The sequence below is a fragment of the Rhodoferax sp. genome, from assembly GCF_013297935.1.
Classification (GTDB): domain Bacteria; phylum Pseudomonadota; class Gammaproteobacteria; order Burkholderiales; family Burkholderiaceae_C; genus Allorhodoferax.
The window spans coordinates 410,481-434,433 of sequence record NZ_JAAFIX010000001.1 but is presented as its reverse complement, the minus strand read 5'-3'; the positions used below and the strand labels follow the sequence as shown (position 1 = coordinate 434,433).

At 60.3% G+C, this 23,953-nt stretch carries 24 protein-coding genes; 12 read left to right on the top strand and 12 right to left on the bottom strand.

Annotated elements, in window-relative coordinates; genetic code table 11:
- Positions 1-131: 131 nt before the first annotated feature.
- Positions 132-1,784, top strand: a complete 1,653-nt coding sequence (drt4, locus tag QZW03_RS02095) for an antiviral reverse transcriptase Drt4 (RefSeq protein WP_296507872.1) — start codon at positions 132-134, stop codon at positions 1,782-1,784.
- Between the two features lie 76 nt (positions 1,785-1,860).
- Here the strand turns inward: drt4 and QZW03_RS02090 are convergent, their stop codons facing one another.
- A complete protein-coding gene (locus QZW03_RS02090) occupies positions 1,861-2,757 on the bottom strand; it encodes an NAD(P)/FAD-dependent oxidoreductase (protein ID WP_296507870.1) in 897 nt (298 codons plus the stop codon).
- Between the two features lie 12 nt (positions 2,758-2,769).
- Entirely contained in the window at positions 2,770-3,018 is a 249-nt protein-coding gene (locus QZW03_RS02085; RefSeq protein ID WP_296507869.1) for a hypothetical protein, read from the bottom strand.
- 49 nt (positions 3,019-3,067) lie between these two features.
- Between QZW03_RS02085 and QZW03_RS02080 the strand changes: the two genes are divergently transcribed.
- A complete protein-coding gene (locus QZW03_RS02080) occupies positions 3,068-4,726 on the top strand; it encodes a hypothetical protein (RefSeq protein ID WP_296507867.1) in 1,659 nt (552 codons plus the stop codon).
- A 107-nt stretch (positions 4,727-4,833) separates the two neighbouring features.
- Here the strand turns inward: QZW03_RS02080 and QZW03_RS02075 are convergent, their stop codons facing one another.
- Both QZW03_RS02075 and QZW03_RS02070 read right to left on the bottom strand, forming a co-directional pair.
- Entirely contained in the window at positions 4,834-5,064 is a 231-nt protein-coding gene (locus QZW03_RS02075) for a hypothetical protein (protein ID WP_296507865.1), read from the bottom strand.
- Between the two features lie 50 nt (positions 5,065-5,114).
- Positions 5,115-5,282 carry a hypothetical protein gene (locus QZW03_RS02070; RefSeq protein ID WP_296507863.1) on the bottom strand — a complete coding sequence of 56 codons (168 nt, stop codon included), beginning with the start codon at positions 5,280-5,282 and terminating at the stop codon, positions 5,115-5,117.
- 100 nt (positions 5,283-5,382) lie between these two features.
- On the opposite strand from QZW03_RS02070, the gene QZW03_RS02065 reads away from it, so the two are divergent.
- Positions 5,383-6,192, top strand: a complete 810-nt coding sequence (locus QZW03_RS02065; protein WP_296507861.1) for a phytanoyl-CoA dioxygenase family protein — start codon at positions 5,383-5,385, stop codon at positions 6,190-6,192.
- A 143-nt stretch (positions 6,193-6,335) separates the two neighbouring features.
- Positions 6,336-7,631, top strand: coding sequence for an acetyl-CoA hydrolase/transferase C-terminal domain-containing protein (locus QZW03_RS02060; protein ID WP_296507859.1), 1,296 nt, complete (start codon positions 6,336-6,338; stop codon positions 7,629-7,631).
- 130 nt (positions 7,632-7,761) lie between these two features.
- Here QZW03_RS02060 and kynA read toward each other — a convergent pair whose 3' ends face one another.
- Together kynA and kynU are read right to left on the bottom strand one after the other, a co-directional pair.
- Positions 7,762-8,601, bottom strand: a complete 840-nt coding sequence (gene kynA / locus QZW03_RS02055) for a tryptophan 2,3-dioxygenase (protein WP_296507857.1) — start codon at positions 8,599-8,601, stop codon at positions 7,762-7,764.
- 115 nt (positions 8,602-8,716) lie between these two features.
- Positions 8,717-10,024 carry a kynureninase gene (kynU, locus tag QZW03_RS02050; RefSeq protein ID WP_296507855.1) on the bottom strand — a complete coding sequence of 436 codons (1,308 nt, stop codon included), beginning with the start codon at positions 10,022-10,024 and terminating at the stop codon, positions 8,717-8,719.
- Positions 10,025-10,148: 124 nt separating this feature from the next.
- On the opposite strand from kynU, the gene QZW03_RS02045 reads away from it, so the two are divergent.
- Positions 10,149-10,625 (top strand): Lrp/AsnC family transcriptional regulator, encoded by a 477-nt coding sequence (locus QZW03_RS02045; protein WP_296507853.1) that lies wholly within the window; start codon positions 10,149-10,151, stop codon positions 10,623-10,625.
- A 13-nt stretch (positions 10,626-10,638) separates the two neighbouring features.
- Here the strand turns inward: QZW03_RS02045 and argF are convergent, their stop codons facing one another.
- The gene (argF, locus tag QZW03_RS02040; RefSeq protein WP_296507851.1) at positions 10,639-11,610 is read right to left on the bottom strand and encodes an ornithine carbamoyltransferase; all 972 of its coding nucleotides are present in this window, start codon (positions 11,608-11,610) and stop codon (positions 10,639-10,641) included.
- Complete coding sequence (locus tag QZW03_RS02035; protein WP_296507849.1) at positions 11,607-12,824, bottom strand: aspartate aminotransferase family protein; 1,218 nt, start codon at positions 12,822-12,824, stop codon at positions 11,607-11,609. The genes argF and QZW03_RS02035 overlap by 4 nt, the downstream gene beginning before the upstream one ends.
- Positions 12,825-13,067: 243 nt before the next feature.
- Here QZW03_RS02035 and QZW03_RS02030 point away from each other — a divergent pair, with 243 nt between their 5' ends.
- The gene (locus QZW03_RS02030) at positions 13,068-13,406 is read left to right on the top strand and encodes a DUF3579 domain-containing protein (RefSeq protein WP_087494413.1); all 339 of its coding nucleotides are present in this window, start codon (positions 13,068-13,070) and stop codon (positions 13,404-13,406) included.
- A 122-nt stretch (positions 13,407-13,528) separates the two neighbouring features.
- Here the strand turns inward: QZW03_RS02030 and rpsT are convergent, their stop codons facing one another.
- Complete coding sequence (gene rpsT, locus QZW03_RS02025) at positions 13,529-13,828, bottom strand: 30S ribosomal protein S20 (RefSeq protein ID WP_094478292.1); 300 nt, start codon at positions 13,826-13,828, stop codon at positions 13,529-13,531.
- Positions 13,829-13,895: 67 nt separating this feature from the next.
- Positions 13,896-15,197 carry a diguanylate cyclase gene (locus QZW03_RS02020; protein ID WP_296507845.1) on the bottom strand — a complete coding sequence of 434 codons (1,302 nt, stop codon included), beginning with the start codon at positions 15,195-15,197 and terminating at the stop codon, positions 13,896-13,898.
- A 106-nt stretch (positions 15,198-15,303) separates the two neighbouring features.
- Between QZW03_RS02020 and murJ the strand changes: the two genes are divergently transcribed.
- Positions 15,304-16,869, top strand: coding sequence for a murein biosynthesis integral membrane protein MurJ (gene murJ, locus QZW03_RS02015; RefSeq protein ID WP_296508305.1), 1,566 nt, complete (start codon positions 15,304-15,306; stop codon positions 16,867-16,869).
- A 15-nt stretch (positions 16,870-16,884) separates the two neighbouring features.
- Entirely contained in the window at positions 16,885-17,739 is an 855-nt protein-coding gene (locus tag QZW03_RS02010; RefSeq protein WP_296507843.1) for a tetratricopeptide repeat protein, read from the top strand.
- Here QZW03_RS02010 and QZW03_RS02005 read toward each other — a convergent pair.
- Both QZW03_RS02005 and purM read right to left on the bottom strand, forming a co-directional pair.
- Positions 17,736-18,611, bottom strand: coding sequence for a ParA family protein (locus tag QZW03_RS02005; RefSeq protein WP_296507841.1), 876 nt, complete (start codon positions 18,609-18,611; stop codon positions 17,736-17,738). The two genes, QZW03_RS02010 and QZW03_RS02005, sit on opposite strands and share 4 nt — an antisense overlap.
- 138 nt (positions 18,612-18,749) lie before the next feature.
- On the bottom strand, positions 18,750-19,799 hold the full coding sequence (purM, locus tag QZW03_RS02000; RefSeq protein WP_296507838.1) for a phosphoribosylformylglycinamidine cyclo-ligase: 1,050 nt from the start codon (positions 19,797-19,799) through the stop codon (positions 18,750-18,752).
- 84 nt (positions 19,800-19,883) lie between these two features.
- Between purM and QZW03_RS01995 the strand changes: the two genes are divergently transcribed.
- From QZW03_RS01995 to pcnB, 4 genes are read left to right on the top strand one after another with little or no spacing between them, the layout of a single operon-like run.
- Positions 19,884-20,966, top strand: coding sequence for an AI-2E family transporter (locus QZW03_RS01995; RefSeq protein ID WP_296507836.1), 1,083 nt, complete (start codon positions 19,884-19,886; stop codon positions 20,964-20,966).
- Between the two features lie 9 nt (positions 20,967-20,975).
- Positions 20,976-21,659: a DnaA regulatory inactivator Hda gene (gene hda, locus QZW03_RS01990; RefSeq protein WP_296507833.1), complete on the top strand. Its 684-nt coding sequence runs from the start codon at positions 20,976-20,978 to the stop codon at positions 21,657-21,659.
- Positions 21,656-22,342 carry an HAD family phosphatase gene (locus QZW03_RS01985; protein ID WP_296507831.1) on the top strand — a complete coding sequence of 229 codons (687 nt, stop codon included), beginning with the start codon at positions 21,656-21,658 and terminating at the stop codon, positions 22,340-22,342. Before hda ends, QZW03_RS01985 begins: the two co-directional genes overlap by 4 nt.
- A gap of 30 nt (positions 22,343-22,372) precedes the next feature.
- Positions 22,373-23,950, top strand: coding sequence for a polynucleotide adenylyltransferase PcnB (pcnB, locus tag QZW03_RS01980; RefSeq protein WP_296507829.1), 1,578 nt, complete (start codon positions 22,373-22,375; stop codon positions 23,948-23,950).
- Positions 23,951-23,953 lie beyond the last annotated feature (3 nt).

Here is a 23,953-nt window from a genome sequence, read left to right as displayed (position 1 = left end):
TTTTACGGCAGAGTGGAACGCTCAATGGCGTGTTCTATCGCTCGATGTCCCCTAACGGAAAAATCCAAAGTCCCTCTCGGGATAGGATCAACGTATCAGTACAGTGATAAAACAAAGCGGGAGTCATACACATGAAAGAGTTTGCTGTTTCTCACGTCGCCAATGACGTCGTGTTTGCGACAAGAAGGCATTTTCTTGAGGCGCTCACGAGATGGAACTACTTTCCGAATCAAAAGTCTTCAGCGTCAGAACTCCCGCCCAATATCTGTACCAAGGGATTTACTCCGGAAGTCGCTTTCAAATTGAGTGAAATTCAGCTCAACAAAGAACGAAGAAAGGGGGGATTCGATCTAGTTGAATATCGTGCGACTCGCTACAACAATGTCTCGCGAGTCCTCGGTTTAATTCATCCACTAGCGTTTGCGAATGTGTTTGCGGCCTTTGATGCCAACTACGCGGAATTAGAAGCGGCGAGGGCTGACGAAAACAGTGCTATCCACGTCGAACAACACAGCGATGGACGCATGCTCATCATGAACTACGAGGACTTCGAAACCAAGGCGGCTAGGGCCGTGCAGCAGAGTTTTGGAAAGAGGTTTCGAGCCCATACGGATGTTGCTAATTGCTTTGGATCGATTTATACACATTCGCTGGAGTGGGCGATCCAAGGTTTCGAGGTGGCGAAGGCCAGCCTAGTTTCTTCAAATCAACCAACCCATTGGAGCAGCAACCTAGATCGAGTGCTGCGAATGAGCAAGCGTAATGAAACTTCCGGATTGCCCATTGGTCCGGCAACATCCAGCATAGCAGTTGAAGTCATATTGGCAGCCGTAGATCGAGAGCTTAGAAAACGCAATTTCTCATTCGAACGTTACATCGATGACTACGCAGCACTTTGCGCTACTTACGAAGAAGCGCAAGACTTCACGCGAACTTTGGGCAAGGAGTTGAGTAAGTATCGATTGACCTTGAATTTGGCCAAGACACATATCGCAGAGTTGCCAGAGCCAGCCCAGGAAAAGTGGGTTGCCGAATTAATGAGCGCAGCTACGCCTTTGCTTCGCGAAGATGGCCAAATTTCGTACCTGAATAGCGGAGATGCATTTCAATTCTTAGACCACGCCATACGCTTGAATAACGAAACCCCAGATGGCAGCGTCATTAAGTTTGCGGTAGCCATAGTTGCAGGAAGAGTGAAGGACAACGCAGCGGCGAATGTCTTTGAATTTGTGCTGAATCTGGCGTGGCACTATCCTATATTGCTCCCCTATTTGGAGAAGATTGATGCACGCGCCGATTCCTATGACAAAGAAAAATTAGTCGAAAAACTGAATTCGATCATCAGTGTGAATGTTGATCATCGAAGATCGGACGGAATTTGTTGGGCGCTCTATTACTTAGAGAGGTTAGAAGCGGCGCCATCAGACAGCTCAATTGCTAGAGTCATCGAGTCTGAAGACTGTGTTGCAATCGCAATGCTGTCCAACTTCGAAGTTGCTGTTGATCGCATCAATGCGTATGCGAAAAGTATTCTCAACTCAAATCTCTATGCAAAAGATCAGAATTGGCTCTTGCTTTATCAGCTATATAGACGAGGATTGATCGCTGATCCCTACGAAAATGAGAAGACATTTGAAGTACTGAAGCAGTATGAAGTTGACTTCTTTTGTGTCGAGGGTGCCAGTACGTTGGCGGAGAAGTATTGTGACTATGTAAGTAATCCATTCATTGAAGACACAGATAGGCAGAATTTCGACGAGTGGCTTCAAGCTGCAGAAAAGTGAGTTTGCCTCGGTCCTCCCTCACGTCGCTGATGAATCCTCTGCGGGAGTAGCGAGGCATTAGATAGTTCCAACCTTCTTATCCCATCGACCCCCGATGCGCCCCAAACCCCGCCATCGCCCCATCCGCCACGGCTAGCGTCACATTGCCCGCCGCCCGCGCCGCATCCCCACACGCAAACACATTCGGCACGCTGGTGGCTTTGAAGTCATCTACCTTGATGAACCGGCCCATGGGGCCATCCTCCAGCGCGCAGCCCAGTTGCTCGGCAATGGGGCTCGTCAATACCGTGTGTGGCTGGGTAAACAATCCGTTAAATCTCATGGTGCGACCGTCTTGCAGCACCACGTCGGCCACACCGTCGATGCGCGCAATCAGCGCGGGCTCTATCTGCGTGCCGCGTCGGGCGATGCTGGCCAGCTCTTCCTCCGTGGGCGTGTAGGCGCCGTTCAAGAAGAGGGTGGGGCTGCCCCAGTCCGGCAGCATGAGGGCGTGGTGCAGCGCCAGGGGTGACGCAGCAATGATGCCGATGGGGCCTGCGTTCATCTCGTAGCCGTGGCAATACGGGCAGTGAAAAACGCTGCGGCCCCAGCGCTCGGCCAGGCCGGGTACGGGCGGCAACTCATCGCGCACGCCGGTGGCCAGGATCAGGCGGCCTGCGCTAATGGTCTCGCTGCCCACTTTGATTTCCAGGCGGCCGTCGGCGGCCACGCGCGCATCACTGGCGCTGCCGTGCATCCACTCCACGCTGGGGTAGTTCATGAGCTGTTCGCGGGCGTCGGCGGCAATCTCGGCCGGGGCGCGGCCGTCTTGGCTCAAGAAGCCGTGCGATGTTTCGCCCGCGGCGTCTACAAAGCGGTTGCGCCGCTGGCCGGCGTCTACCACCAGCACCTGGCGGCGCGCGCGGGCTAGTTGCAGGGCGGCGGCCATGCCGGCGTAGCTGCCGCCGATCACGGCAAAGTCAATGTGCATCATGGGTGTGGTTTCCTAAAGGGTGTTGCGCCATGCGGCGGTGAAAGTCGGCAGAGAGCGCGGCAAGAGTGACGGCGCAAAGAGCGTGAGCAGCAGGGCCCCGGCCTCTTGGGCGGTGCCGGCCAGTGCGTCGTTCACCGCTTGGGCCACCAGGCAGTTCGGGTTGTCTTCTCTAAAGCCCAGCGACACCAAAGGCGACGCGCCCAGCGACTGGTACACATCGCCCAGGGTGATGCGGTCCGTGCTATCGATCCGTACGGCCATCGGTTAATCCCTTAGTCCTGTGCCGCAGGCCGGTGCCATACTGGCTGCCATGCACACGCCTGAAGCCCCCCACTGCGTACGCCACCTCGGCCAGATTTTGTTGTGGCCCTTGCGGCTCATGCCGGTGCGCGGCGCAGAGGCCCGGCACGCCAAGCCCTGGGAGGTGCTGTCCGCCATGGGCGATGCCACGCCCTGGCGCGAGGTGGTGGATGAATACACTGGTGAGGCCTGCAATTTTCACGAGCGGCACTACAACGAGTTCGTGACCTTTCTGCCCTATGTGCAGCGCTTTTTGTATGGCGAGGGCCATGTGAACGGTGGCGGGCAGGTGCACGGCTCGCCCATGCGGGTGTTTCGCCGGCACGATGTCAGCGCGGTGCGCGTGGTGTTGCGGCCGGGCATGGAGCCCATCACCCTGAGCGTGGTGCATGTGGACCTGTATTTCTTTTTAGACCTGGACCTGGTGCTGCTCAATTTGGAGGTGGCGGGCAACCACCTGCCGCTCACCCATGCGCAAGAGTTGCTCTACCGCTTTGGCCGTGGCTACCCCTCGGGCTGGGACGCACAAGGGCAAGCCCAGCACTGCTTGCATCAGGCTGAGTGGCTGGGCGCGCAAGGGCAGGTGCTGGCCCAGTCGGACGCGGGGCAGCCCGAGCTGTTTATGTCGCACGTGGCCCGCCACCGCGCGCCCCGCATTGCCGCCCACTGGGATTGGCTGCTGCAGCCGCTGGTGAGCGACCACTCTGAGCAAGTGGGCCCGCTGCGCTACCGGCAGATTGAGTACTACCGCATGCCCCTGCTGGCCTACCTGGCAGTCGACGAGCCCCAAACCCTGAGTCGCAGCGACTTTGTGCGCCTCGGCTTGGTGACCGGCGCGGGCAGTGTTGATGGCGAAGCCGCGCTGCCGTTTGCAGACGACCACTTGAGCGACTTCGAAGTCCGCTATTGCTACGACCGGTTTTGGACGCCCGGCGGCGCCGCGCCCTACACCCGCTACCTGTGCACCGGCCACTCGCTGGTGGTGGTGGGCGATGCCAGCAGCCAGTTTTTTTCGTGCCGCGACCGGGGTGTGTTGGCCCAGTTCCGGCACCAGCACTTTTTGCTGTTTTTGATTGCGCACTTTCAAAAGGCGGCGCTGCTCATGTTCTCGGACCGGCTGGCCGAAACACTGCGCAACCTCAACATCAGCGACCCGGCCAGCGTGCGCGCGTTCAAGCGCAGCATTCGCAGCAGCTTTGCCAGCTTTTTGCGCTTTACCCACCGCTACTGGTTTCACGAAATTTCGGAGCAGGCGCAGACCCGCGCACTGTTTGCCAAGTGCGCCCAGCACCTGGGCGTGGACCCGCTCTATGCCGAAGTTAAAGAGCGCATTGCCGACATGAACAACTACCTGGAGACAGACAGCTTGCGCCGCCAGGCCAACACCGTGGTGCGTCTGACCGTGGTCACCATCTTGGGTCTGATAGGCACCATCACCACCGGCTTTTTGGGCATGAACCTGCTGGCCGAGGCCGACGCGCCTTTGTCCCACAAGGTGTTGGTGTTTGTGGTGGTGTTTGCAGTGACCCTCGCGCTTACTGTCTACACCATGGCCAAGTCCAAACGCTTGTCGGATTTTCTCGACGTGCTGTCTGAAGAGCGGCTGGGCCCGTGGGATAAGTTGAAGGCATTTGGCGCTATCTGGAGCCGGGACCGCGACGAGGTCTAGAGATCGTTTGCAGGGGGGAGCTCGAATTGCTATAAAAAATATAGCTAGTTGCGCAATGAATTCGTGGGCTACAAGCGTATTTTTTTAAAAACTGCGGCGCACGCCCATCACGGTAGGTTCATGTCCAAACCCATCCATCGGGCAAAGGCAAAGGTTGCAAACACCAGGCCTGCGGCAGCCGCTATAAACACTGCTGCCAAAGCAACACCAGTGCGTAATACCGCGCGTGGCGCCTTTGTGTGCTTGCCTTGGTCGTAGTGCCACTTGACGGCAAAGAACATGGCGGCCCCGAACACCAAGACCTTGAATACGATGAATGCGACAGGTACGAAGTCCATGCCTCAGAGTCTTTTGTTGGTTGCGGGTAGCGCAGCAGGTCGCTGGATGCCTAGGGTTTTGCTGGCTCCTTAGACTGTGGCGCCGCGGCGGGCTTTTTGCGCTTGAAGATAGCGGCTGCGGCCTCCTTGTTGCGGGCTCGCTCGCCCATGATGCGGTCGAGCTCCTCCTTGCTTCCTTTTCGTTTCATGTTGGGGTCTTTACCGAATACGCCTGCCATAGTTGTGTTTCCTTTGTTCCAGTCTAACTGCCGTTAAGGTGGTCTGGCGACGGCGGGTGGCAGATAAACTGTTTTCCATTCCTTTTTGCCTCTGCACGCCATGCCTTACACCCTACCACCCGACACAGTTCAACATTTCGCACAGCATGGCGCTGTTGTGCTGCGCGGGGTACTCACCCCCGCCGAGGTGGCGCAGTTGGAGCGCGGCATTGAGCACAACCTGGCCCACCTGAGCCCGCTGGCGCTGGTCGCCAGCCAGCCGGACGACCCCGGCAAATTTGTAGAAGACTTTTGCACTTGGCTGCACAACCCCGACTACGCGGCAGTCATGCAGCACAGCGCCTTGCCACAGGTGGCAGCGCAGCTCATGCAAAGTGACAGCGTGCGCATCTACCACGACCACCTGCTGGTCAAAGAACCCGGCACGCGCCAGCCCACGCCCTGGCACCAGGACCAGCCCTACTACAACGTGAGCGGGCGGCAAAACGTGAGCTTCTGGATTCCGGTGGACCCGGTGCCGCTGGAGAGCACGCTGCGCTTTGTGGCCGGCTCGCACGCCGGAACTTGGTACGTGCCGCGCACCTTCCGCGACCAACAGGCCAAATGGTTCCCTGAGGGCACATTGGCCGAGCTGCCCGCCATTGACGCGAACCCCGGTCAGTTTGAGCAACTGGGCTGGGCCCTACAGCCAGGCGACGCGGTGGCTTTTCACATGCTGGCCTTGCACGCCAGCAGCGGGGTCGGGCCGGGCACTCGGAGGCGCGTGTTTTCGGCCCGCTACCTGGGCGACGACGCGCGCCACGCGGTGCGCAGTTGGCGCACCTCGCCCCCGTTTGCGGGGCTGGCGGATCGCTTGCCCGATGGGGCGGTGATGGACGACCCGCTATTCCCCTTGATTGCTATCAAATAAGAAGCTGCTCGCGCACATTCTGCGAGCGTTATTGGCCTGTTTGGCTTCCCAATGGCTTGCGTGGCGACATGGGCAAGCACCGTGTCAGTAAGAGGGCTAAGAATGGGTTCATTCGGAAAACTCATCTCATTCGCAGGCCCCTCATGACGCACCCACAGTCTTACCAACACAAACGCATGTCCGCCGCCGAGGCCATCCGGCAGGTCCGCGATGGCGACACCATCATCGTGCCCACGGGCGTGGGTGAGCCGCCCAGTTTGCTGACCGCGCTCTCCGAGCAGCGGCGCAGTTTTCGCGATGTGAAGGTCTGCCAGATTCTGGCCATGCGCAAGTACGGCTACATCGACCCCGCCACCACCGAGCATGTGCGCCACGTCGCCTTCTTTTTTGGCGGCGCCACACGGGCCGGCGGGCAGGAGGGGTGGATTGATTTCATCCCCAACTACTTCTCGGAAATTCCGGCGCAAATCGAGCGCGGGCAAATGGCCGCCGACGTGGTGTTTGCCATGGCGTCCCCCATGGACGAGCACGGCTACTTTGCCCTGAGCCTGGGTGCGGACTACACCATGGCGGCCGTCAAAAAAGCACGCGCCGTGGTGCTGGAGGTCAACCCCAACGTGCCCTTTGCCTTTGGTAATTGCCATGTGCACATCTCGCAAGTGGCGGCGCTGGTGGAGAGCGATGCGCCGGTACTCGAAGTGGGCCTGCCCACCATCGGGCCGGTGCAGCAGGCCATCGGCAAATATGTGGCGGACTTGATTGACGATGGCTCCACGCTGCAGATCGGCTACGGCGGCATTCCCGATGCGGTGGTCATGCAGCTCACCGGCAAAAAGGACCTGGGCATCCACACCGAGATGATCGGCGATGGCATCTTGACGCTGGTGGAGGCGGGCGCCGTGACCAACCGGCGCAAGAACTTCATGCCCGGAAAAATGGTGGCCACTTTCGGGCTGGGTTCGGCCAAGCTCTACCGCTTTATGCACCGCAACCCGGGGCTGGAGATGCACCCGGTGGAGTTCACCAACGCGCCGGAAGTTGCCGGCCTGAACGACAACCTGGTGGCCATCAACGCCACCTTGCAGATCGACTTTTTGGGCCAGTGCGGTTCCGAGAGCCTGGGCCACGCGCCGTATTCCGGCACCGGCGGTCAATCAGACTTTGTGCGCGCAGCCAACCGCTCCAAGGGCGGTAAGGCCTTCATCGTGCTGCCGTCCACCGCCAAGGGGGACACCATCTCTCGCATCGTGCCCTCGCTGTCGCCGTGCACCCATGTCACCACCAGCAAGAACGACATCAACTACGTGGTCACCGAATACGGCGTGGCCCAGCTGCGCGGCAAGTCCATGAAGCAGCGCACGCAAGCGCTCATCGCCATTGCACACCCCAAGTTTCGCGACGAGCTCACCGCGCAGGCCAAGCAACTCAAGATTCTGTAAGGCCCCGCTGACTAAGACCCACGCTGCCCACGTGGCGTGATGTTGATAGGCGGCGTGCCTATTTATTTGCTATGAAATATATAGCGTATTGCGCATATTCTACGAGGGCTAGGGGCCTAAATGGCTTGAATTACAGCGCCGTACGCAGCGTCCAGATTTCCGGGAACAGCACTACGTCCAGCATCTTGCGCAAGTAGCTCACGCCGCCGGTGCCACCGGTGCCGCGCTTGAAGCCGATGACGCGCTCCACGGTGGTCACGTGGCGGAAGCGCCAGAGGCGGAATGCGTCTTCCAGGTCGGTGAGCTCCTCGGCCAGTTGGTACAGGTCCCAGTGCGCCTTGGGGTCGCGGTAGACCTGCAGCCAGGCGGCTTCTACCTCGGGGCTGGCGGCGTAGGGCTGGGTCCAGTCGCGCTCCAAGTGGCTGGCGGGCACGGCGATGCCACGGCGGGCCATGAGTTGCAGCGCAATGTCGTAGAGCGATGGCGCCTCATACGCCGCTTGCACCAGCGCCAGCCGCTCGGGCGCGTGGGTGTGGGGCTTGAGCATGGCGGCGTTTTTGTTGCCCAATGAGAACTCAATACAGCGGTACTGAAAACTCTGGAACCCGCTGCTCTGGCCCAGGTAGGGGCGCATGGCGGTGTAATCGGGCGGTGTCATGGTGGCCAGCACGTCCCAGGCGTGTACCAGCTGCTCCATGATTTTGCTTACCCGCGCCAGCATCTTGAAAGCGGGGGGCAGGTCGCCCTGCGCGATGTGCGCAATAGCGGCGGTGAGCTCGTGCAACATGAGCTTCATCCACAGCTCGCTGGTCTGGTGCTGAATGATGAAGAGCAGCTCGTCGTGCGTGGGCGAGAGCGGGTGCTGCGCCGACAAGATGGTGTCGATCTGCAGGTAGTCGCCATAGCTCATGGTCTTGCTGAAGTCGAGCTGGGCCTTTTCTTCGGCGACGATTTTTTCGGTAGGGTTCATAAGCAACTCAAGAGGTGGACGGGTGGCGCAGGTTGGGGCCGATTTGCTGACCCAAAGGGTCTGATGAGGCCCCGGCCTGTGCCGCCCGGCCGCCTCGTGCAAGCGCAAACCAATGTCAGGTCACCGCATGCTTGCGGTTGAACTCAGGCTTCTTCCACTCGCCACTCTCCAGCACTTGGCGCAAGTGTTCCACCGCATTCCACACATCTTCAAACCCGATGTACAGCGGCGTAAATCCAAAGCGCAAGATGTCTTTATGGATGCCACCATCCCCCGCCCGGTAGTCGCCAATCACGCCACGCGCGATCAGCGCCTGCACGATGGCAAAGGCGCCAGAGCCCAAGTCGCCGCCGGCGGTGTGCTCACGCGTCAGGCAGACCTGTGAGCCGCGTTGGGCATGGTCGCGCGGGGTCGCCAAACCGAGGCTATAGCCTTGGCAGCGCTCTTCCACCAGCTGGATAAACAGGTCGGTCAATGCCAGTGATTTGGCACGCAGGGCTGCCATGCCGCCCAGCTTCTCGGCTGCTTCAAAGCCTTCCAGGCCGCAGCCCAAGAGCGACATGCTGACGATGGGCTGGGTGCCGCACAGATAGCGGGTGATGCCGGGGGCAGGTTGGTAATCGGGGGTAAAGGCAAAGGGTGCGGCGTGGCCCCACCAACCGGCCAGGGGCTGCCAGAAGCGGTCGGCGTGCTTAGGGTGCACCCACACAAAGGCCGGCGCGCCAGGGCCGCCGTTCAGGTACTTGTAGCCGCAGCCTACCGAGAAGTCGGCGCCTGAGGCCTTGAGCGTGACCGGTACGGCGCCTGCGCTGTGCGCCAGGTCCCAAATCATCAAGGCGCCAGCGGCGTGGGCGGCAGCGGTCACGGCGGGCATGTCGTGCATGGCGCCGGTGCGGTAGTTCACGTGGGTGAGCATCAGCACTGCCACGTCGGCAGTGAGTGCGGCAGCAATCTCTTCAGGCTCCACCAGCTTCAGGGTGTAGCCGCGCTCTTTGCACAGGCCTTCGGCGATGTAGAGGTCGGTGGGGAAGTTGCTGCGCTCGCTCACGATCAGCTTGCGCTCAGGCGCGTCCTGCGCGGCGATCGACAAGGCAGCAGACAGCACCTTGAACAGGTTGATGGAGGTGCTGTCGGTAGCGACCACTTCATCAGCATCGGCACCAATGAGCGGGGCAATGCGGTTACCCAGGCGTTGCGGCAGGCTGAACCAGCCCGCAGTGTTCCAGGAGCGGATCAGGCCTTGGCCCCACTCCTGAGTGACGACTTCGGCCGCACGGGCTGCGGCGGTTTTGGGCATCACACCCAAGGAATTGCCGTCGAGGTAGATCACGCCTTCGGGGATGTCGAACAGGTCGCACAGCGGGCGCAGGGTGTCGGCCGCATCGCGGGCACGGCAATCATTCAGGGTGAGGGGAGTGGTCATGGAGTGCTCTGGAGGGTGAGATTGCGCAAATTATGTGTGGTTGGCTGCCTTTTGCTGCTGGTTAATCTTTGATTCAAAAAAATTAGAATAAGTTATTCTTTTGAATTCATTTTTTGGAAAATTAATGCAACAAGTCAGTGACAAAGCCGACCGCCTGCTGCTGCGGGCCTTGCAGGACAACGCCCGCCTGACCTCCGGCGAGTTGGCGCAGGTAGCCAATTTGTCGCAGTCCCCCACGTGGCGGCGGGTCAAGCAGTTGGAGGACGCGGGCACTATCAAGGGCTACCACGCCGCACTGGACCGGCGGGCGCTGGGCTACAGCGTGCTGGCCTTTGTGCTGATTGGCATTGACCACCAGAACGAGGCCTCGTCCCAGGCCTTTGTGCAGGCGGTGTCCGAAATTCCGGAGGTCGTGCAGTTCCACGCCATCTCAGGGCAGGCCGACTTTTTGGTGGGTCTGGTGGCGCGTGACCTGGACCACTACTCCGAGTTACTGCAACGCAAGCTGCACCGCCTGCCGGGCGTGCGGCAGGTGCAGTCGCATTTTTCGCTGCAGGAGTTCAAAGGGCAGATGGCCGATCTGCCCGTGCCCTTGGACTAAGCGGGGCAGCCGCTCAGAGCTTGCCTAGCAGCAGGTACTCCATGAGCGCCTTCTGCACGTGCATGCGGTTTTCGGCCTCGTCCCAGACCACGCTTTGCGGGCCGTCGATGACTTCGGCTTCCACCTCTTCGCCGCGGTGGGCGGGCAGGCAGTGCATGAAGAGGGCGTTGGGTGCTGCCACGGCCATCATCTTGCGGTCCACGCACCAGGCGGCAAAGGCCTTGCGGCGCACCTCGTTCTCGGCCTCATAGCCCATGCTGGTCCACACGTCGGTGGTGATCAGGTCGGCGCCTTGGCAGGCTTCCATCGGGTCGCTATAAGTTTTATAGCTGCCTGCGCCCATTCCACCAGCGCTAGCGGCCAATTTCTCATTGACTTCATAGCCGCTGGGGGTGGACACGCGAAGGTGAAAGCCCAGCTTGGCGGCAGCCTGCAACCAGGTGTTTGCCATGTTGTTGCCGTCGCCCACCCAGGTCACGGTCTTGCCCTGGATAGGGCCGCGGTGCTCTATGTAGGTGAAGATGTCCGCCAGGATCTGGCAGGGGTGGAATTCGTTGGTCAGACCGTTGATGACGGGCACGCGCGAGTTGGCGGCAAAGGCTTGCAGCTTGGTTTGCTCGTAGGTGCGGATCATCACGATGTCGGTCATGCGGCTGATGACCTTGGCGCTGTCCTCAATCGGTTCGGAGCGGCCCAATTGGCTGTCGCCGGTGGTGAGGTGCACCACGCTGCCGCCCAGTTGGTACATGCCGGCCTCAAAACTCACACGGGTGCGGGTGGAGGCTTTCTCGAAAATCATTGCCAGCGTGCGGTCCGCCAGGGTGTGGTGGCGCTCAAAGGTTTTGAACTTGCGCTTGATGAAGGCCGCGCGCTCCAGCAGGTAGGCGTATTCGTCGGCGCTGAAGTCCTCAAACTGCAGGTAGTGCCGCACTGGCGGCGCGCCTTGGGGTAGGGTGCTGGGGACGGCGTTGCTGGAGAGGCTCATGCGGTTTCTTTCAAAAAGGCAGCAATCAGGGGCGCGAGGATGGCGACGATTTCGTCGGCCTCTGCCACGCTCAAGATCAAGGGGGGCACCATGCGCACAACACTGTCAGCCGTGACGCTGAGCAGCAGGCCGGCGTCGGCAGCGCGTTGCACCAGAGCGCCGCAGGGCTTGGACAGGTCGATGCCCATCATCAGGCCTTGGCCCCGGATTTCTTTGACACCGCCATTGGCGATCTCGTCCTTTAACGCGGCTTCAAGCCCTGCCTTCAGGTGGGCGCCGACCTTCTCGGCATTGGCCAGCAGTCCTTCGGCCTCCATGATGCGAATGGTTTCGACCCCGGCCCGCATGGACAGCGGGTTGCCGCCGAAGGTGGAGCCGTGGTTGCCGGGTTGGAAGATGGTGGCCGCTTTGGCGCCCACCACGACCGCGCCCACCGGCACGCCAGAACCCAGGCCTTTGGCCAGCGGCATCACATCGGGCTGAATACCGGCCCACTGGTGGGCAAACCACTTGCCGGTGCGGCCCATGCCGCACTGCACTTCGTCAATCATCAGCAGCCAGTCGCGCTGGTCGCACAGGGCACGCACGTCACGCAGGTAGTCCATGTGCATGGGGTTCACGCCGCCTTCGCCCTGGATGGCTTCAAAGAACACGGCCACCACATTGGGGTTGCCCTCGGTAGCGGCCTTGAGTGCGTCGATGTTATTCACTGGCACACGGATAAAGCCTTCCACCAGCGGGCCGAAACCGGCTTGCACTTTGGGGTTGCCGGTGGCGCTCAGGGTGGCAATGGAGCGGCCGTGGAACGCTTTTTCGTACACCACCACTTCGGGGCGCTCAATGCCCTTGTCGTGGCCGAACTTGCGGGCCAGCTTCAGCGCGGCTTCGTTGGCTTCCAAGCCCGTCGAGCAGAAGAACACGTTCGTCATGCCTGAGCGCTCTACCAACAGTTTGGCCAGCTCTTCCTGCAGAGGGATGTGGTAGTAGTTAGAGGTGTGGATCAGCTTGGTGAGCTGGTCCTGCAGCGCGGGCACAAGTTTGGGGTGGTTGTGGCCCAGGGTGTTGACTGCGATGCCGCCCAGGGCGTCCAGGTACTCTTTGCCGTTCACGTCCCACACGCGGCAGCCTTGGCCATGGCTCAAAGCAATGGGCAGTCGGCCGTAGGTGTTCATCACGTGGGGTGAGGACGGCGTAGAAGCGGTGGCGGCGGTCATGCAATAACTCCGGGTTGAGCAAAAAATAAAAGCGGCCCGACTGTTGCAAAGGCCAGTCGGGCCGTTGAAGCCTGATTTTAGGCGCACTGCCGATGGCGGTTTCGTGACAAATTCACATCACTCTGATGCCGGTTGATATAGCTGGTTTGTCATTCCCAAGACAGGAGAGCGGGTAGAATTCTTGTGCGCTGCAACACTTCTATAAGACTTGTGCGCAGCGGTCACGAATTTCTTAACGCACTGATGGCTACCACTCCTCCAAAAGAACTCTACATCCTGGGAATCACGCGGCAAGGCAAGACCTTTCGCCCCAGTGATTGGGCGGAGCGTTTGGCGGGTGTCATGAGCCAGTTCCGCCCCGGCGGCGCCACCCGGGGCAGCCACCTCGGCTATTCGCCTTGGTGTGTGCCCACCTCGATCGGGCAGGTGAAATGCGTCATCGTGCACCCCGATCTGCGGGATTACGACGTGATGGCTTGGGATTTTTGCCTGAATTTCGCCCGTGACAACGAGCTGCAGGTGAGCGAGACTCGCCCTGAGGCGCCCGCCGCGCCTGCTGCCCGCCCGGCTGCCTCCGAATAATTTTTTTTCCTGACGACAGAAACAAAAAAGCCGTTCAGATGAACGGCTTTTTTGCTTTTGCTGGCAGCGCACCCTAACAAACGCAGACCTTGTTGCCAAGGTCCGTGCGATTGCCTAAGTGATTAGGCTGCGAGTGCCAAGGCTTTCACCTTGGTAGCCAAACGGCTCTTATCGCGTGCTGCTTTGTTCTTGTGGAAGATGCCTTTGTCAGCCACGGTGTCCACCACGGCTTGCATCTTGGCAAACAATTCTGCGGCCTTGGTCTTGTCACCGGCCACAACTGCCTTTTCCACGTTCTTCACCGCGGTGCGGTATTTAGAACGCAAAGAAGTGTTTGCTGCATTGATTTTGATGTCCTGACGGACGCGTTTACGGCCCGACGCCAGGCGCGGGTTCTTTTTCTTGGGTTTACCAGATGCCATGATTTATGTTCCTTGTGTTGGAGGATGTTGCCAGCAAAGCCGATGATTATATACCGGCGCGCTGGGATCAGCCTTCCAGCCGGTTCCGTCCGTTGGCCTTGGCCTCGTAAAGTCGTTTGTCAGCCCGCTGTAGAAGTGCGTTCAGGTCGCCATCGTGTCCGCCATGAACCCCGATGCTGATACTGATGGGCATGCCGGCCGGCATCTCATCGCTGCTGTGCCGGGGCAGCAATTCGCGGAAGGCATCCAAGCGTTCGCGCAAAGCGGCCAAAGGGAGGTTGTCGCTGAATAGGGCGAATTCTTCTCCGCCGATGCGGGCCACCAGCGCGTCGGGGAAGTGCTTGGTCATGCAGCTGGCCACGTGTCGGATCACGATATCGCCATGGGCATGTCCATAGCGGTCGTTGATGGACTTGAAGTGGTCGATGTCGAGCATCGCGACCACGACCGGCGCCTGGGCTTCGTGGGCTAGTTTGTGGCGTGCCTTGCCTTGTTCGAAAAAGTAGCGCCGGTTGTAGAGGCTGGTGAGTGGGTCGACAAAAGCCAACTCGTGCAGATGTTCGACCAGCTCCAGCATTTCGAGGTTCTGGTTGACCCGGCAGGTCATTTCTTCAAACGAGTAGGGCTTGGAGATGAAGTCGTTGGCGCCGTGTTTCAAAAACCGGGCCGAGATGTCGGAATGGTCTTCCCCGGAAATGCCGATGATGGCCAGTCTCTCCTTGCCCATGATCCGGCGTGCCTCAGCGACGAACTCAAAACCATCGACCAAGGGCATGTTGTAGTCCACCAGTGCCAACTTGATGTCGGGCTGGGCGTTAAGCGCCGCCAGCGCCTCGCGACCGTTGTGGGCGACCTGTACCGACAAGCCTTGCATCGAGAGCATGCGGCGGATGATTTCCAGCGACGAGGGCGAGTCGTCCGCCACCAGGACCTTCAGTCCCGAGTTGCGGATCAAGCGGCCGATCCACTGCACCGCGTATTCAAATGAGGGCAGCCCTTTCTTGAGTACATAGTCCACGATGAGCCCTTGGGTCATCATGCCGCGGATGTCGCTGGTGATGGTTCCGGTCAGGGCGATCGCCGGAATATGCTGAGCGGCGACCAGATCAATGACTTCGCCGTACGGCGCATCCGGCAGGTTGACATCGCAGACGGCCGCAAAAATTTCGTGGGACCTTGTCGCCAACAATTCGCGTGCCTCTGCAAGTGTGGCAGCTGTAAACACGGTGCACTGCCAGGTTGTCTGGATCATGCTGGAGAGCATTTCTGAGAGCGCGCGCTGGTCTTCCACCACCAGGACAGCATGCTTGCCCCCGGGCCAAGCAGAGTTGCGCGGCGCCCTGAATGAGTGACGCAGACTGGATTTCATAGCAATTCCAACGAAATTCTAAATAGCCTGTCATTCAATCATGAAAAGACCAGATCTGCCACGCGAGGCGCCCGAATCCCAATACGCCGCCGCTACACTCCGGCAGGTGAGCCTTATCAAATCTGTTTCTACCGTGTCGTTGTGGACACTGGCCTCCCGGGTCACCGGTTTGGCCCGTGAGCTGCTTGTCGCTGCTGCCTTCGGTGCCAGCGCCATGACGGATGCCTTTAATGTGGCATTCCGCATTCCCAATCTGTTTCGCCGTTTGTTTGCCGAAGGTGCCTTCAGCCAGGCCTTTGTGCCTGTACTGGCGGCGAGCAAAGCCAAACAGGGCGATGACGCAACCAAGCTATTGATCGACCGGGTTGCCACCTTGCTCGCCTGTGCGCTGGTGCTTACCTGTGTGGTGGGTGTGATTGCTTCTCCCGTACTCGTGTGGGCCATGGCCAGCGGCTTGCAGAAAGATCCGGCAGGCTACGAGGCGGCTGTTTTCATGACGCGCTTCATGTTTCCCTACATCGGCTTTATGTCGCTGGTGGCCTTGTCGTCTGGAATTCTGAATACCTGGAAGCGTTTTGCAGTGCCTGCTGCCACGCCGGTGTTGCTGAACCTGAGCATGATTGGTGCCGCTTGGTTGCTAGTGCCTTGGTTCAGGGTGCAAGGTATCCAGCCGATTTACGCGATGGCAGTCGGCGTCATGGTCGGCGGGCTCTTGCAGTTGCTGTTGCAAATACCGGCACTCAAGCGTTTGGGGCTGCTGCCGCGCTTTGGCCTGCAGGCTGCCCTGTTGCGGGAGGCCTGTGCGGATCCGGAAACCCGGCGCATCGGGAAGCTCATGCTCCCGGCATTGCTCGGGGTCAGCGTGGCGCAGATTTCACTATTGATCAACACCCAGATTGCCTCCCACCTGCGCACCGGAAGTGTGAGCTGGCTGACCTATGCAGATCGCTTGATGGAGTTTCCCACCGCAATGCTGGGCGTTGCCCTCGGTGTGGTGCTGATGCCGCAGCTCGCGGGAGCGCGCGCCAAGGACGATGGCGCGGCCTATTCGGCGCTGCTGGATTGGGGGTTGCGCATTGTGGTGCTGCTGGCAGTGCCCTGTGCCGTAGGTTTGCTGACGTTTTCCAAGCCGCTGGTGGCGGTGCTCTACCACTATGGTGCATTTTCCGCCCTGGATGTGGAGCAGACCACATGGGCCCTGATGGGCTGGGGGGCGGGTTTGCTGGGGATCGTAGCCATTAAAGTGCTGGCGCCCGGGTACTACGCCAGCCAGGACATCAAAACACCGGTCAAGATTGCGGTGGTCGTGCTGATTGCCACCCAGCTGATGAACCTTGCCTTAGTTCCATGGTTCCAACATGCGGGCTTGTCCTTGTCGATTAGTCTGGGCGCCATGATCAATGCGACCTGGCTTCTGGTGGGCTTGGTGCGCAATGGGCGTTTCCAGCCATTGGCGGGCTGGGGCCGGTTTTCGCTTCAGGTGCTGGCAGCGTCTGCGGTGTTGGTGGTGTATCTGCTGTGGGCTGCGGGTCTGGTGGATTGGGTGGCGCTGCGCGCGCAACCCTGGATGCGTATTGGCTGGCTCACCTTGCTGATGGCAGGGGCCGCGGCGGTATATTTCGGATGCCTGCGGGTTGCCGGCTTGAATGTGCGCATCTTCTTGAAGCGCTGAACCGGGAGGACGAGCATGAAGTTGGATCTGACAGTTCCCTCCACGCTGGAGTATTTCGCCAGCCTGGTGCATAGCGACCAGGAATTCGCCTTGTTTGAAGCGGCGCTCAGTCTCGGTCAGGATGAATACCCTGATCTGGACCTGCAGTCCAGCATGGCAGAGGTAGACCAGTTGCTGGCCCGGCTGCGTCGCCGTTTGGCCGACGATGCCTCGGCCCTGCAGCGGGTTCGAGTGCTCAACCAGTTCTTCTTCAGCGACCTCGGTTTCGCTGGCAATGTGAACAACTACTATGACCCGGACAACAGTTTTGTCTCGCAGGTTTTGCGGACACGGCGGGGAATTCCGATTTCACTGGCCGTGTTGTGGATGGAATTGGCCCAGGGCTTGAAGCTCGATGCCCAAGGGGTGAGCTTTCCGGGGCATTTCATGGTTAAGGTCAACCTCCCTATGGGGCAGGCGGTGATTGACCCGATGTCAGGGCGCTCTCTGGGCAAAGAAGAGTTGTCCGAGATGCTGGAGCCCTACCGGCGGCGCAGCGGGCTGGTGGACGATTTCGAGGCGCCCTTAGGGCTGTACTTGCAGGCTGCGTCTCCTCGTGAAATTCTGGCGCGCATGCTGCGCAACCTGAAGGAAATCCACCGGTCGCAACAAGACTGGCCGCGCTTGCTCGCTGTCCAGGAGCGTTTGGTGGTGTTATTGCCGGACTCGTGGTCGGAGTACCGTGACCGCGGCATGGTGCATGCGGAGATGGGGCACGCGCGTCAGGCGCTGATCGACTTGGAGTTGTACCTCGAACACGCCAGTCAGGTCATAGATGCTGATCGGGTGGTCGATCAGGTCAAGGCTTTACGCACCCAGAGCGGGCTTTAAGCTGCCGGCTTGCGCAACAGGAATTGCGGCAGCGCCTGAGACCCCGCCGCACGGACTGAAAGGGCGGGGGAGTGGTCCTCGTTAGCGGGCTTGGGGCCATGAGCAAACACGGTCAACCTGCTGCCATGCACCAGCGACTCTTGCGCCGGCATCAAGCTGTTGGCCCGGGGGGCTGCGACTTTGGATGGCTCGCTGACAGCCGGGGTGACTAACTCGGGGGCGGGCGTGGGGTTGGCCTGCATGCCACAGGCCTGTCGGGTCCACTCCAGAATGGGTTCCCACTGGGCAATGTCGGCTGTTTGCAAAGGCTTATGCGGATCGAAGAGCGTGAACCCGCTGTCCAGGCTGCGCACATACGCCTGGGTTTCCCGCAGTACCCCGATGAATGGCACCGTGTGGCTGCTAGCCCACTCCCGCAGGGTGTCTACAGCGCGGGTCCGTGCATCCAAGCGCATTCCGATGACCGCCAACCGGCACCGCCCGGACGCCACGCGGGGCATGGCGCGCAACTCTTGCAGGCACTGGCCGGCAGATTCGCGGTCAAACAGGGAGTTGCAGACGGGCATCAATACCACATCCGTCGACATGATGACCTTAGACAACTCAAAGCCGTGCATGCCTCCGGGAGTGTCCAGGACCACATGGGTGATGCCCGGCGGCGCCTTCAAGGTGTTTTTTTGGCCCACCGACCAGCCTGCAATGGGCGCCAAAGGAGCGGGGCGGCGCTTCAGCCAGGTGCGGGTGGACTGTTGTCGATCCACATCGCCCAGCATGACGGCGATACCCTGGTTGGCCAGCCAGGCAGCCAAGTGGGTGGCCAGAGTGCTTTTGCCGCTGCCCCCTTTGCGGTTGATGACTGCGATTACCGGCATAGATGCTGTCCTCGTACCAACGATGGCCGGAGTTTGGACCCAAATAGGCCGAAAGTCCAGACAGGCCGTGCGCGGACAGCTATGAAATTTCTAGCAACAGCAATCTTGGAGGCCGCTGAAGCCGCCTCCGGGTGGGCTTTAGCGTACGACGACTTGCTCGCCTGCGCCCTGGTCGGCAATCACGCCCACGGTGTAAACGGTTTCGCCACTGGCGCGCAGGGTGGCTGCGGTCGCTTCTGCGTGCGCCGCATCGACTACCACGACCATACCAATGCCGTTGTTGAAGGTGCGGTTCATCTCGATATCGTCAATACCGGCGGTTTTTTGCAGCCAGCCGAACAGTTCGGTTTGGGGCCAGCTGCCCTTGACCAGGTGCGCCGCCAGACCGTCGGGCAACACGCGGGGAATGTTTTCCAGCAAACCACCACCGGTGATGTGGGCCAGGGCCTTGATGGGGTGGGCCGCCAGCGCAGCCAGCACGTTTTTCACGTACAGGCGGGTGGGTTCCATGATGGCTTGCTTGAAAGGTTTGCCGTCCAGGGTGGCGGGCACCGTGCCTGCAGCTTCTGCGCGTTCAATACATTTACGCACCAGGCTGAAACCGTTGGAGTGCACGCCGGCAGAGGCCAGCCCCAGCACCACGTCGCCTGCTTTCACGTCGGCGCCGGTCAGGATTTTGGATTTTTCGACCGCACCTACGCAAAAACCTGCCAAGTCGTATTCGCCCGCGGGGTACATGCCGGGCATTTCAGCGGTTTCACCACCGATGAGGGCGCAGCCAGACAGCTCGCAGCCCTTGGCAATCCCGCCCACCACAGCAGCTGCGGTGTCCACATCGAGCTTGCCGCAGGCAAAGTAGTCCAGGAAAAACAGCGGCTCGGCGCCTTGCACCAGCACGTCGTTCACACTCATGCCGACCAAGTCGATACCCACGGTGTCGTGCATATTCCACTCAAAAGCGAGCTTCAGCTTGGTGCCCACACCGTCGGTCCCGCTCACCAACACGGGTTCTTTGTAGCGCTTGGGCACTTCAAAAAGGGCGCCGAAGCCGCCGATACCAGCCAGAACGCCTTCGCGCATGGTCTTTTTGGCCAAGGGCTTGATGCGCTCAACCAGTGCGTCACCGGCAACGATGTCGACACCAGCGTCTTTGTAAGAAAGGGGAGTGGAGGCAGAAGATTGGGTCATGGGATGTAGCGTTTGGGGCGAAGCGGAGGCAGACCCCGATAGAATTTGCCCAGATTTTAAGGGTTTGCCCCTTCTCTTTCTCTCATGCCCATCACCCCCACCCAAAAAAGATTCGCTGCATGGGTCACTATTGCAGCATTCGCCGTCCTCGTTTTGTGGCTGCTGGCCCCTGTGTTGGCGCCCTTTGCCGTGGCTGCTGTGCTGGCCTATGCACTCACGCCTGTGGTTAATTGGATTGACGACATCGGACTGGGCCGCATCCCGCGCGTGGTGGCTGTGGTGCTGGTGGAGGTGGTGTTTTTGATCACGGTGCTGAGCGTGTTGCTCCTGATCGTGCCGATTCTTGCCAAAGAAATGCCCCTGATGCGTGAGCAGTTCCCGGTGTTGCTGGACAGCCTGAACGAAGCACTCAAGCCCTTGTTGGCCCAATGGGGCATCAAGCTGAACCTGGATGTGCTGAGCATCAAAAGCTTTGTGATGAAGTACCTCAATGCCAATGTGGAGGACGCCTTCGGGTCTGTGCTGGCTTCACTCAAACTGGGCGGCAGTGTGGCGTTTGCCCTGATCGGGAATGCCATTCTCATTCCGGTCGCCTTGTTTTACCTGCTCATGGACTGGAGTCGCTTTATGGCGCAGCTGCGGCAACTGGTGCCGCCCCGCTTGCGTGCGCCGACTGACAGCTTTCTGAGGGAGTCCGATGAGGTGCTAGGCCAGTATCTGCGCGGCCAGCTGTTGGTGATGTTGATTCTGGCGGTGGCTTACAGCGTCGGCTTGGCCTTGTTCGGCTTGGATCTGGCATTGCCCATCGGCATCTTCACCGGGCTGGCGATTTTTGTTCCCTATCTGGGCTTCGGGGTCGGCCTAGTGCTGGCGCTGTTTGCCGGACTGCTGGAGTTTTCGGCAGCCCAGGGGGTTGCCTATCCGCTGGCGATGGTGGCCGTGGTGTACGGCTTAGGCCAAGTCCTAGAGAGTTTTGTGCTCACGCCGCGTCTGGTGGGTGAGCGTATTGGTTTGCACCCCTTGGCCGTTATTTTTGCCTTGTTGGCATTCGGCCAGTTGTTCGGGTTTGTAGGCGTTCTGGTGGCGCTGCCGGCCAGTGCGGTGCTTTTGGTGGCGATCCGCCGGGCCCGTGCCGGCTACCTGGCCAGCCGCCTGTACCTTGGTTGATTTTTGCGTATGAAACAGATCGCGCTGGACATCGGTTTGTCCACCGGCCCGACGGTGGCCAATTTCTTTGCCGGCCCCAACGAGGCCGCACTCAAACATCTGGAGCTGTGGATCGGAGACAAGTCCCACTCCAGCAGCCGCTCCCCGGTGCCCACGTATTTTTGGGGCCCCGAAGGCAGTGGCAAAACCCACTTGCTCAAAGCCGCCCGCGAAGGCTTGCGCGAACAAGGCGCCAAAGTCGGTTGGCTGGGCGCGAATGATGAGCCCACCGAATTCGACGAGCGGTGGGCCGCCGTCGTCATGGATGATGTGCACCTTTTCACCGCAGAGCAGCAACATGCGGCCTTCAACTGGTTTGTCAACGCCCACGCGCACCACAAGCCGGTGCTGGCGGCAGGTGAGCAGGCGCCGGTAGACCTCAAATTGCGGGACGATTTGCGCACCCGTCTCGGCTGGGGGCATATTTTCAGTCTGCAATTGCTGAGCGAGCCGGAGCGGCGCAGTGTGCTGCGCCAAGCCGCCGATGCACGCGGCGTGTTTTTGAGCGATGACGTCATGGACTTCATGCTCAGCCGCTTCAGCCGTGACCTGGGCAGCCTCATGGAGCTGCTCGACCTGATGGATGGCTACGCCCTGCAAACCCAGCGCGCCATCACGATTCCCCTTATCAAATCCATGCTGGAAAACACATGACCGTCAAAAAGCTTGCCTTGTTCGACCTGGACCACACCCTGATTCCGCTGGACTCGGATTTTTCCTGGGGCGAGTTCACCACCGCTTTGGGGTGGACGGACGCCGACGTATTCAAGCAAAAAAACCATGAGTTCTACGAGCACTACAAGGCCGGTACGCTGGATATTCACGCGTACTGCCGGTTTGCCACCGCTGCGGTAGTGCGGCAAGGTGCTAGCAAATCGATAGCTGCACACGTAGACTTTATGAGGGATGTGATCCAAAAAGCCATTCAACCTCAGGCGCTGAAGCTGGTGCAGGACCACCAGGCGGCGGGAGACACGGTCATCATCGTGACGGCGACCAACGCCTTCGTGACCCGCCCGATTGCGGCAGCCTTCGGCGTCGAAGACCTGATTGCGGTCGATCTGGTGACGGACGATGCTCCCGGCGGTACCGGCTGGTACACCGGTGAGATCGCCGGAGTGCCATCGTTCCGCGAGGGCAAGGTCACCCGCGTCAATCAGTGGCTGGCCGACCGTGGTTTGAGCTGGGATTCTGTGCACACAACTTTCTACTCGGACTCGATCAACGACGTGCCCTTGATGGAAAAAGCCGATGTGGCGGTAGCGACCAACCCCGATCCGCGTTTGCGCGCACTGGCCGAGCAGCGTGGATGGCGCATACTCGAGCTCTTCTCCTGACCCGCGGGCAGGACTGTTAGGAACAAGAACTTGATCAAAAAATTCATCGATAAATTGCTGGGTAAATCACCTTCTGCGGCGGGCGGCAAGCCCCAGTTCGGGAAACGGGTGGAAATACCGGTCTCCGTGCACGGCATCGACCCCAACCTGGTTGACGACCGCGCCATCAATGTGGTGCGCACCCTCCAGCAAGCGGGATTCGAAGCCTATGTCGTGGGCGGTGCGGTCCGAGACCTGCTGGTCGGCTTGCGGCCCAAAGACTTTGATGTGGCGACCAATGCCACGCCGGAGCAGGTCAAGGGCCTATTTCGCCGCGCCTTCATCATCGGCCGGCGTTTCCGTATCGTGCACGTGGTGTATGGCCGGGGGCGTGAACACGAAGTGATCGAGGTCTCCACCTTCCGGGCCTACCTCGACAATGCCGCCGCAGAGCAAGTGGCCGGCAATGAGCGCACCAGCAAAAACGAGCTGGCCCACCTGAAGCATGCTGTCGACAGCACCGGCCGGGTGCTACGCGACAACGTCTGGGGCCCGCAGGAAGAAGACGCCGTGCGCCGCGACTTCACCATCAACGCCATGTACTACGACCCGGAAACCCAGATCGTGGTGGACTACCACAATGGGCTGAAGGACTCCAAGAGCCGCACCTTGCGGATGATCGGCGACGCGGCTACCCGCTACCGCGAGGATCCGGTGCGCATCATCCGCGCCGTGCGTTTTGCCGCCAAGCTGAGCCCGCTGGGCTTCAAGTTGGAGCCCAAGACCGCCGGTCCGCTGGTCAAAAGCCAGAAGCTGCTCAATGACGTGCCGCAGAGCCGCTTGTTTGACGAAATGCTCAAGCTCCTGCAGACCGGGCATGCGCTGGCGTCTATCGAGCAACTCCAGTTGCTGGGCTTGTCGACAGGCATTTACCCCTTGCTCGATGTGGTGGTGGAGCGCGCCGGCCAGAGCTTTGTGGCGGCCGCTCTGAAAGACACGGACCGCCGGGTCGGCGAAGGTAAACCGGTCGCCCCGAGCTTTTTGCTGGCTTGTGTGCTGTGGGCCGACGTGCGCAACGGCTGGGACCAGCGCCAGGCCCGCGGTGAGCATAGCCACCCCGCCTTGCAAGATGCGATTGAAGACGTATTCAATGCCCGGATCGGCGATGTCTCCGGCCGCGGCAAACTCGCGGGCGACATGCGCGAAATCTGGCTGATGCAGCCCCGGTTCGAAAAGCGGGTGGGCAGCACCCCCTTTGGCATGGCGGAACAAGCGCGTTTCCGTGCCGCTTTTGACTTTATGCGCTTGCGCGCCGATGCCGGTGAGGTGGATGAAGTGCTGGCCGACTGGTGGCAGGAATTCAGCATGGCCAGCGACGACGTGCGCCAGGACATGGTGGACCAGGTGCGTGCCGAACAGCAGCAGCAACGCAAGCAAGCCCCTAAAGGCCCTCGCGTCGCCAAGCCAGCCCGTGAGCCCCGTGCGGCCGACGCCGAGCCACGCGGACCGGCTGAAGGCGCCTTGCCTGACGCACCGCAAGAGCTAGGGGATGCCCCCCGCAAGCGCAAGCGCCGCCGCCGCAGCAATGCCGGCCGCAGCGCAGGTGCGGGCGACACAGCAGCCGAATAAGGC

Coding starts and splice junctions, on each gene's coding strand:
- drt4 (WP_296507872.1), top strand. CDS start 132: ATGAAAGAGTTTGCTGTTTCTCACGTCGCCAATGACGTCGTGTTTGCG.
- QZW03_RS02090 (WP_296507870.1), bottom strand. CDS start 2,757: ATGATGCACATTGACTTTGCCGTGATCGGCGGCAGCTACGCCGGCATG.
- QZW03_RS02085 (WP_296507869.1), bottom strand. CDS start 3,018: ATGGCCGTACGGATCGATAGCACGGACCGCATCACCCTGGGCGATGTG.
- QZW03_RS02080 (WP_296507867.1), top strand. CDS start 3,068: ATGCACACGCCTGAAGCCCCCCACTGCGTACGCCACCTCGGCCAGATT.
- QZW03_RS02075 (WP_296507865.1), bottom strand. CDS start 5,064: ATGGACTTCGTACCTGTCGCATTCATCGTATTCAAGGTCTTGGTGTTC.
- QZW03_RS02070 (WP_296507863.1), bottom strand. CDS start 5,282: ATGGCAGGCGTATTCGGTAAAGACCCCAACATGAAACGAAAAGGAAGC.
- QZW03_RS02065 (WP_296507861.1), top strand. CDS start 5,383: ATGCCTTACACCCTACCACCCGACACAGTTCAACATTTCGCACAGCAT.
- QZW03_RS02060 (WP_296507859.1), top strand. CDS start 6,336: ATGACGCACCCACAGTCTTACCAACACAAACGCATGTCCGCCGCCGAG.
- kynA (WP_296507857.1), bottom strand. CDS start 8,601: ATGAACCCTACCGAAAAAATCGTCGCCGAAGAAAAGGCCCAGCTCGAC.
- kynU (WP_296507855.1), bottom strand. CDS start 10,024: ATGACCACTCCCCTCACCCTGAATGATTGCCGTGCCCGCGATGCGGCC.
- QZW03_RS02045 (WP_296507853.1), top strand. CDS start 10,149: ATGCAACAAGTCAGTGACAAAGCCGACCGCCTGCTGCTGCGGGCCTTG.
- argF (WP_296507851.1), bottom strand. CDS start 11,610: ATGAGCCTCTCCAGCAACGCCGTCCCCAGCACCCTACCCCAAGGCGCG.
- QZW03_RS02035 (WP_296507849.1), bottom strand. CDS start 12,824: ATGACCGCCGCCACCGCTTCTACGCCGTCCTCACCCCACGTGATGAAC.
- QZW03_RS02030 (WP_087494413.1), top strand. CDS start 13,068: ATGGCTACCACTCCTCCAAAAGAACTCTACATCCTGGGAATCACGCGG.
- rpsT (WP_094478292.1), bottom strand. CDS start 13,828: ATGGCATCTGGTAAACCCAAGAAAAAGAACCCGCGCCTGGCGTCGGGC.
- QZW03_RS02020 (WP_296507845.1), bottom strand. CDS start 15,197: ATGAAATCCAGTCTGCGTCACTCATTCAGGGCGCCGCGCAACTCTGCT.
- QZW03_RS02010 (WP_296507843.1), top strand. CDS start 16,885: ATGAAGTTGGATCTGACAGTTCCCTCCACGCTGGAGTATTTCGCCAGC.
- QZW03_RS02005 (WP_296507841.1), bottom strand. CDS start 18,611: ATGCCGGTAATCGCAGTCATCAACCGCAAAGGGGGCAGCGGCAAAAGC.
- purM (WP_296507838.1), bottom strand. CDS start 19,799: ATGACCCAATCTTCTGCCTCCACTCCCCTTTCTTACAAAGACGCTGGT.
- QZW03_RS01995 (WP_296507836.1), top strand. CDS start 19,884: ATGCCCATCACCCCCACCCAAAAAAGATTCGCTGCATGGGTCACTATT.
- hda (WP_296507833.1), top strand. CDS start 20,976: ATGAAACAGATCGCGCTGGACATCGGTTTGTCCACCGGCCCGACGGTG.
- QZW03_RS01985 (WP_296507831.1), top strand. CDS start 21,656: ATGACCGTCAAAAAGCTTGCCTTGTTCGACCTGGACCACACCCTGATT.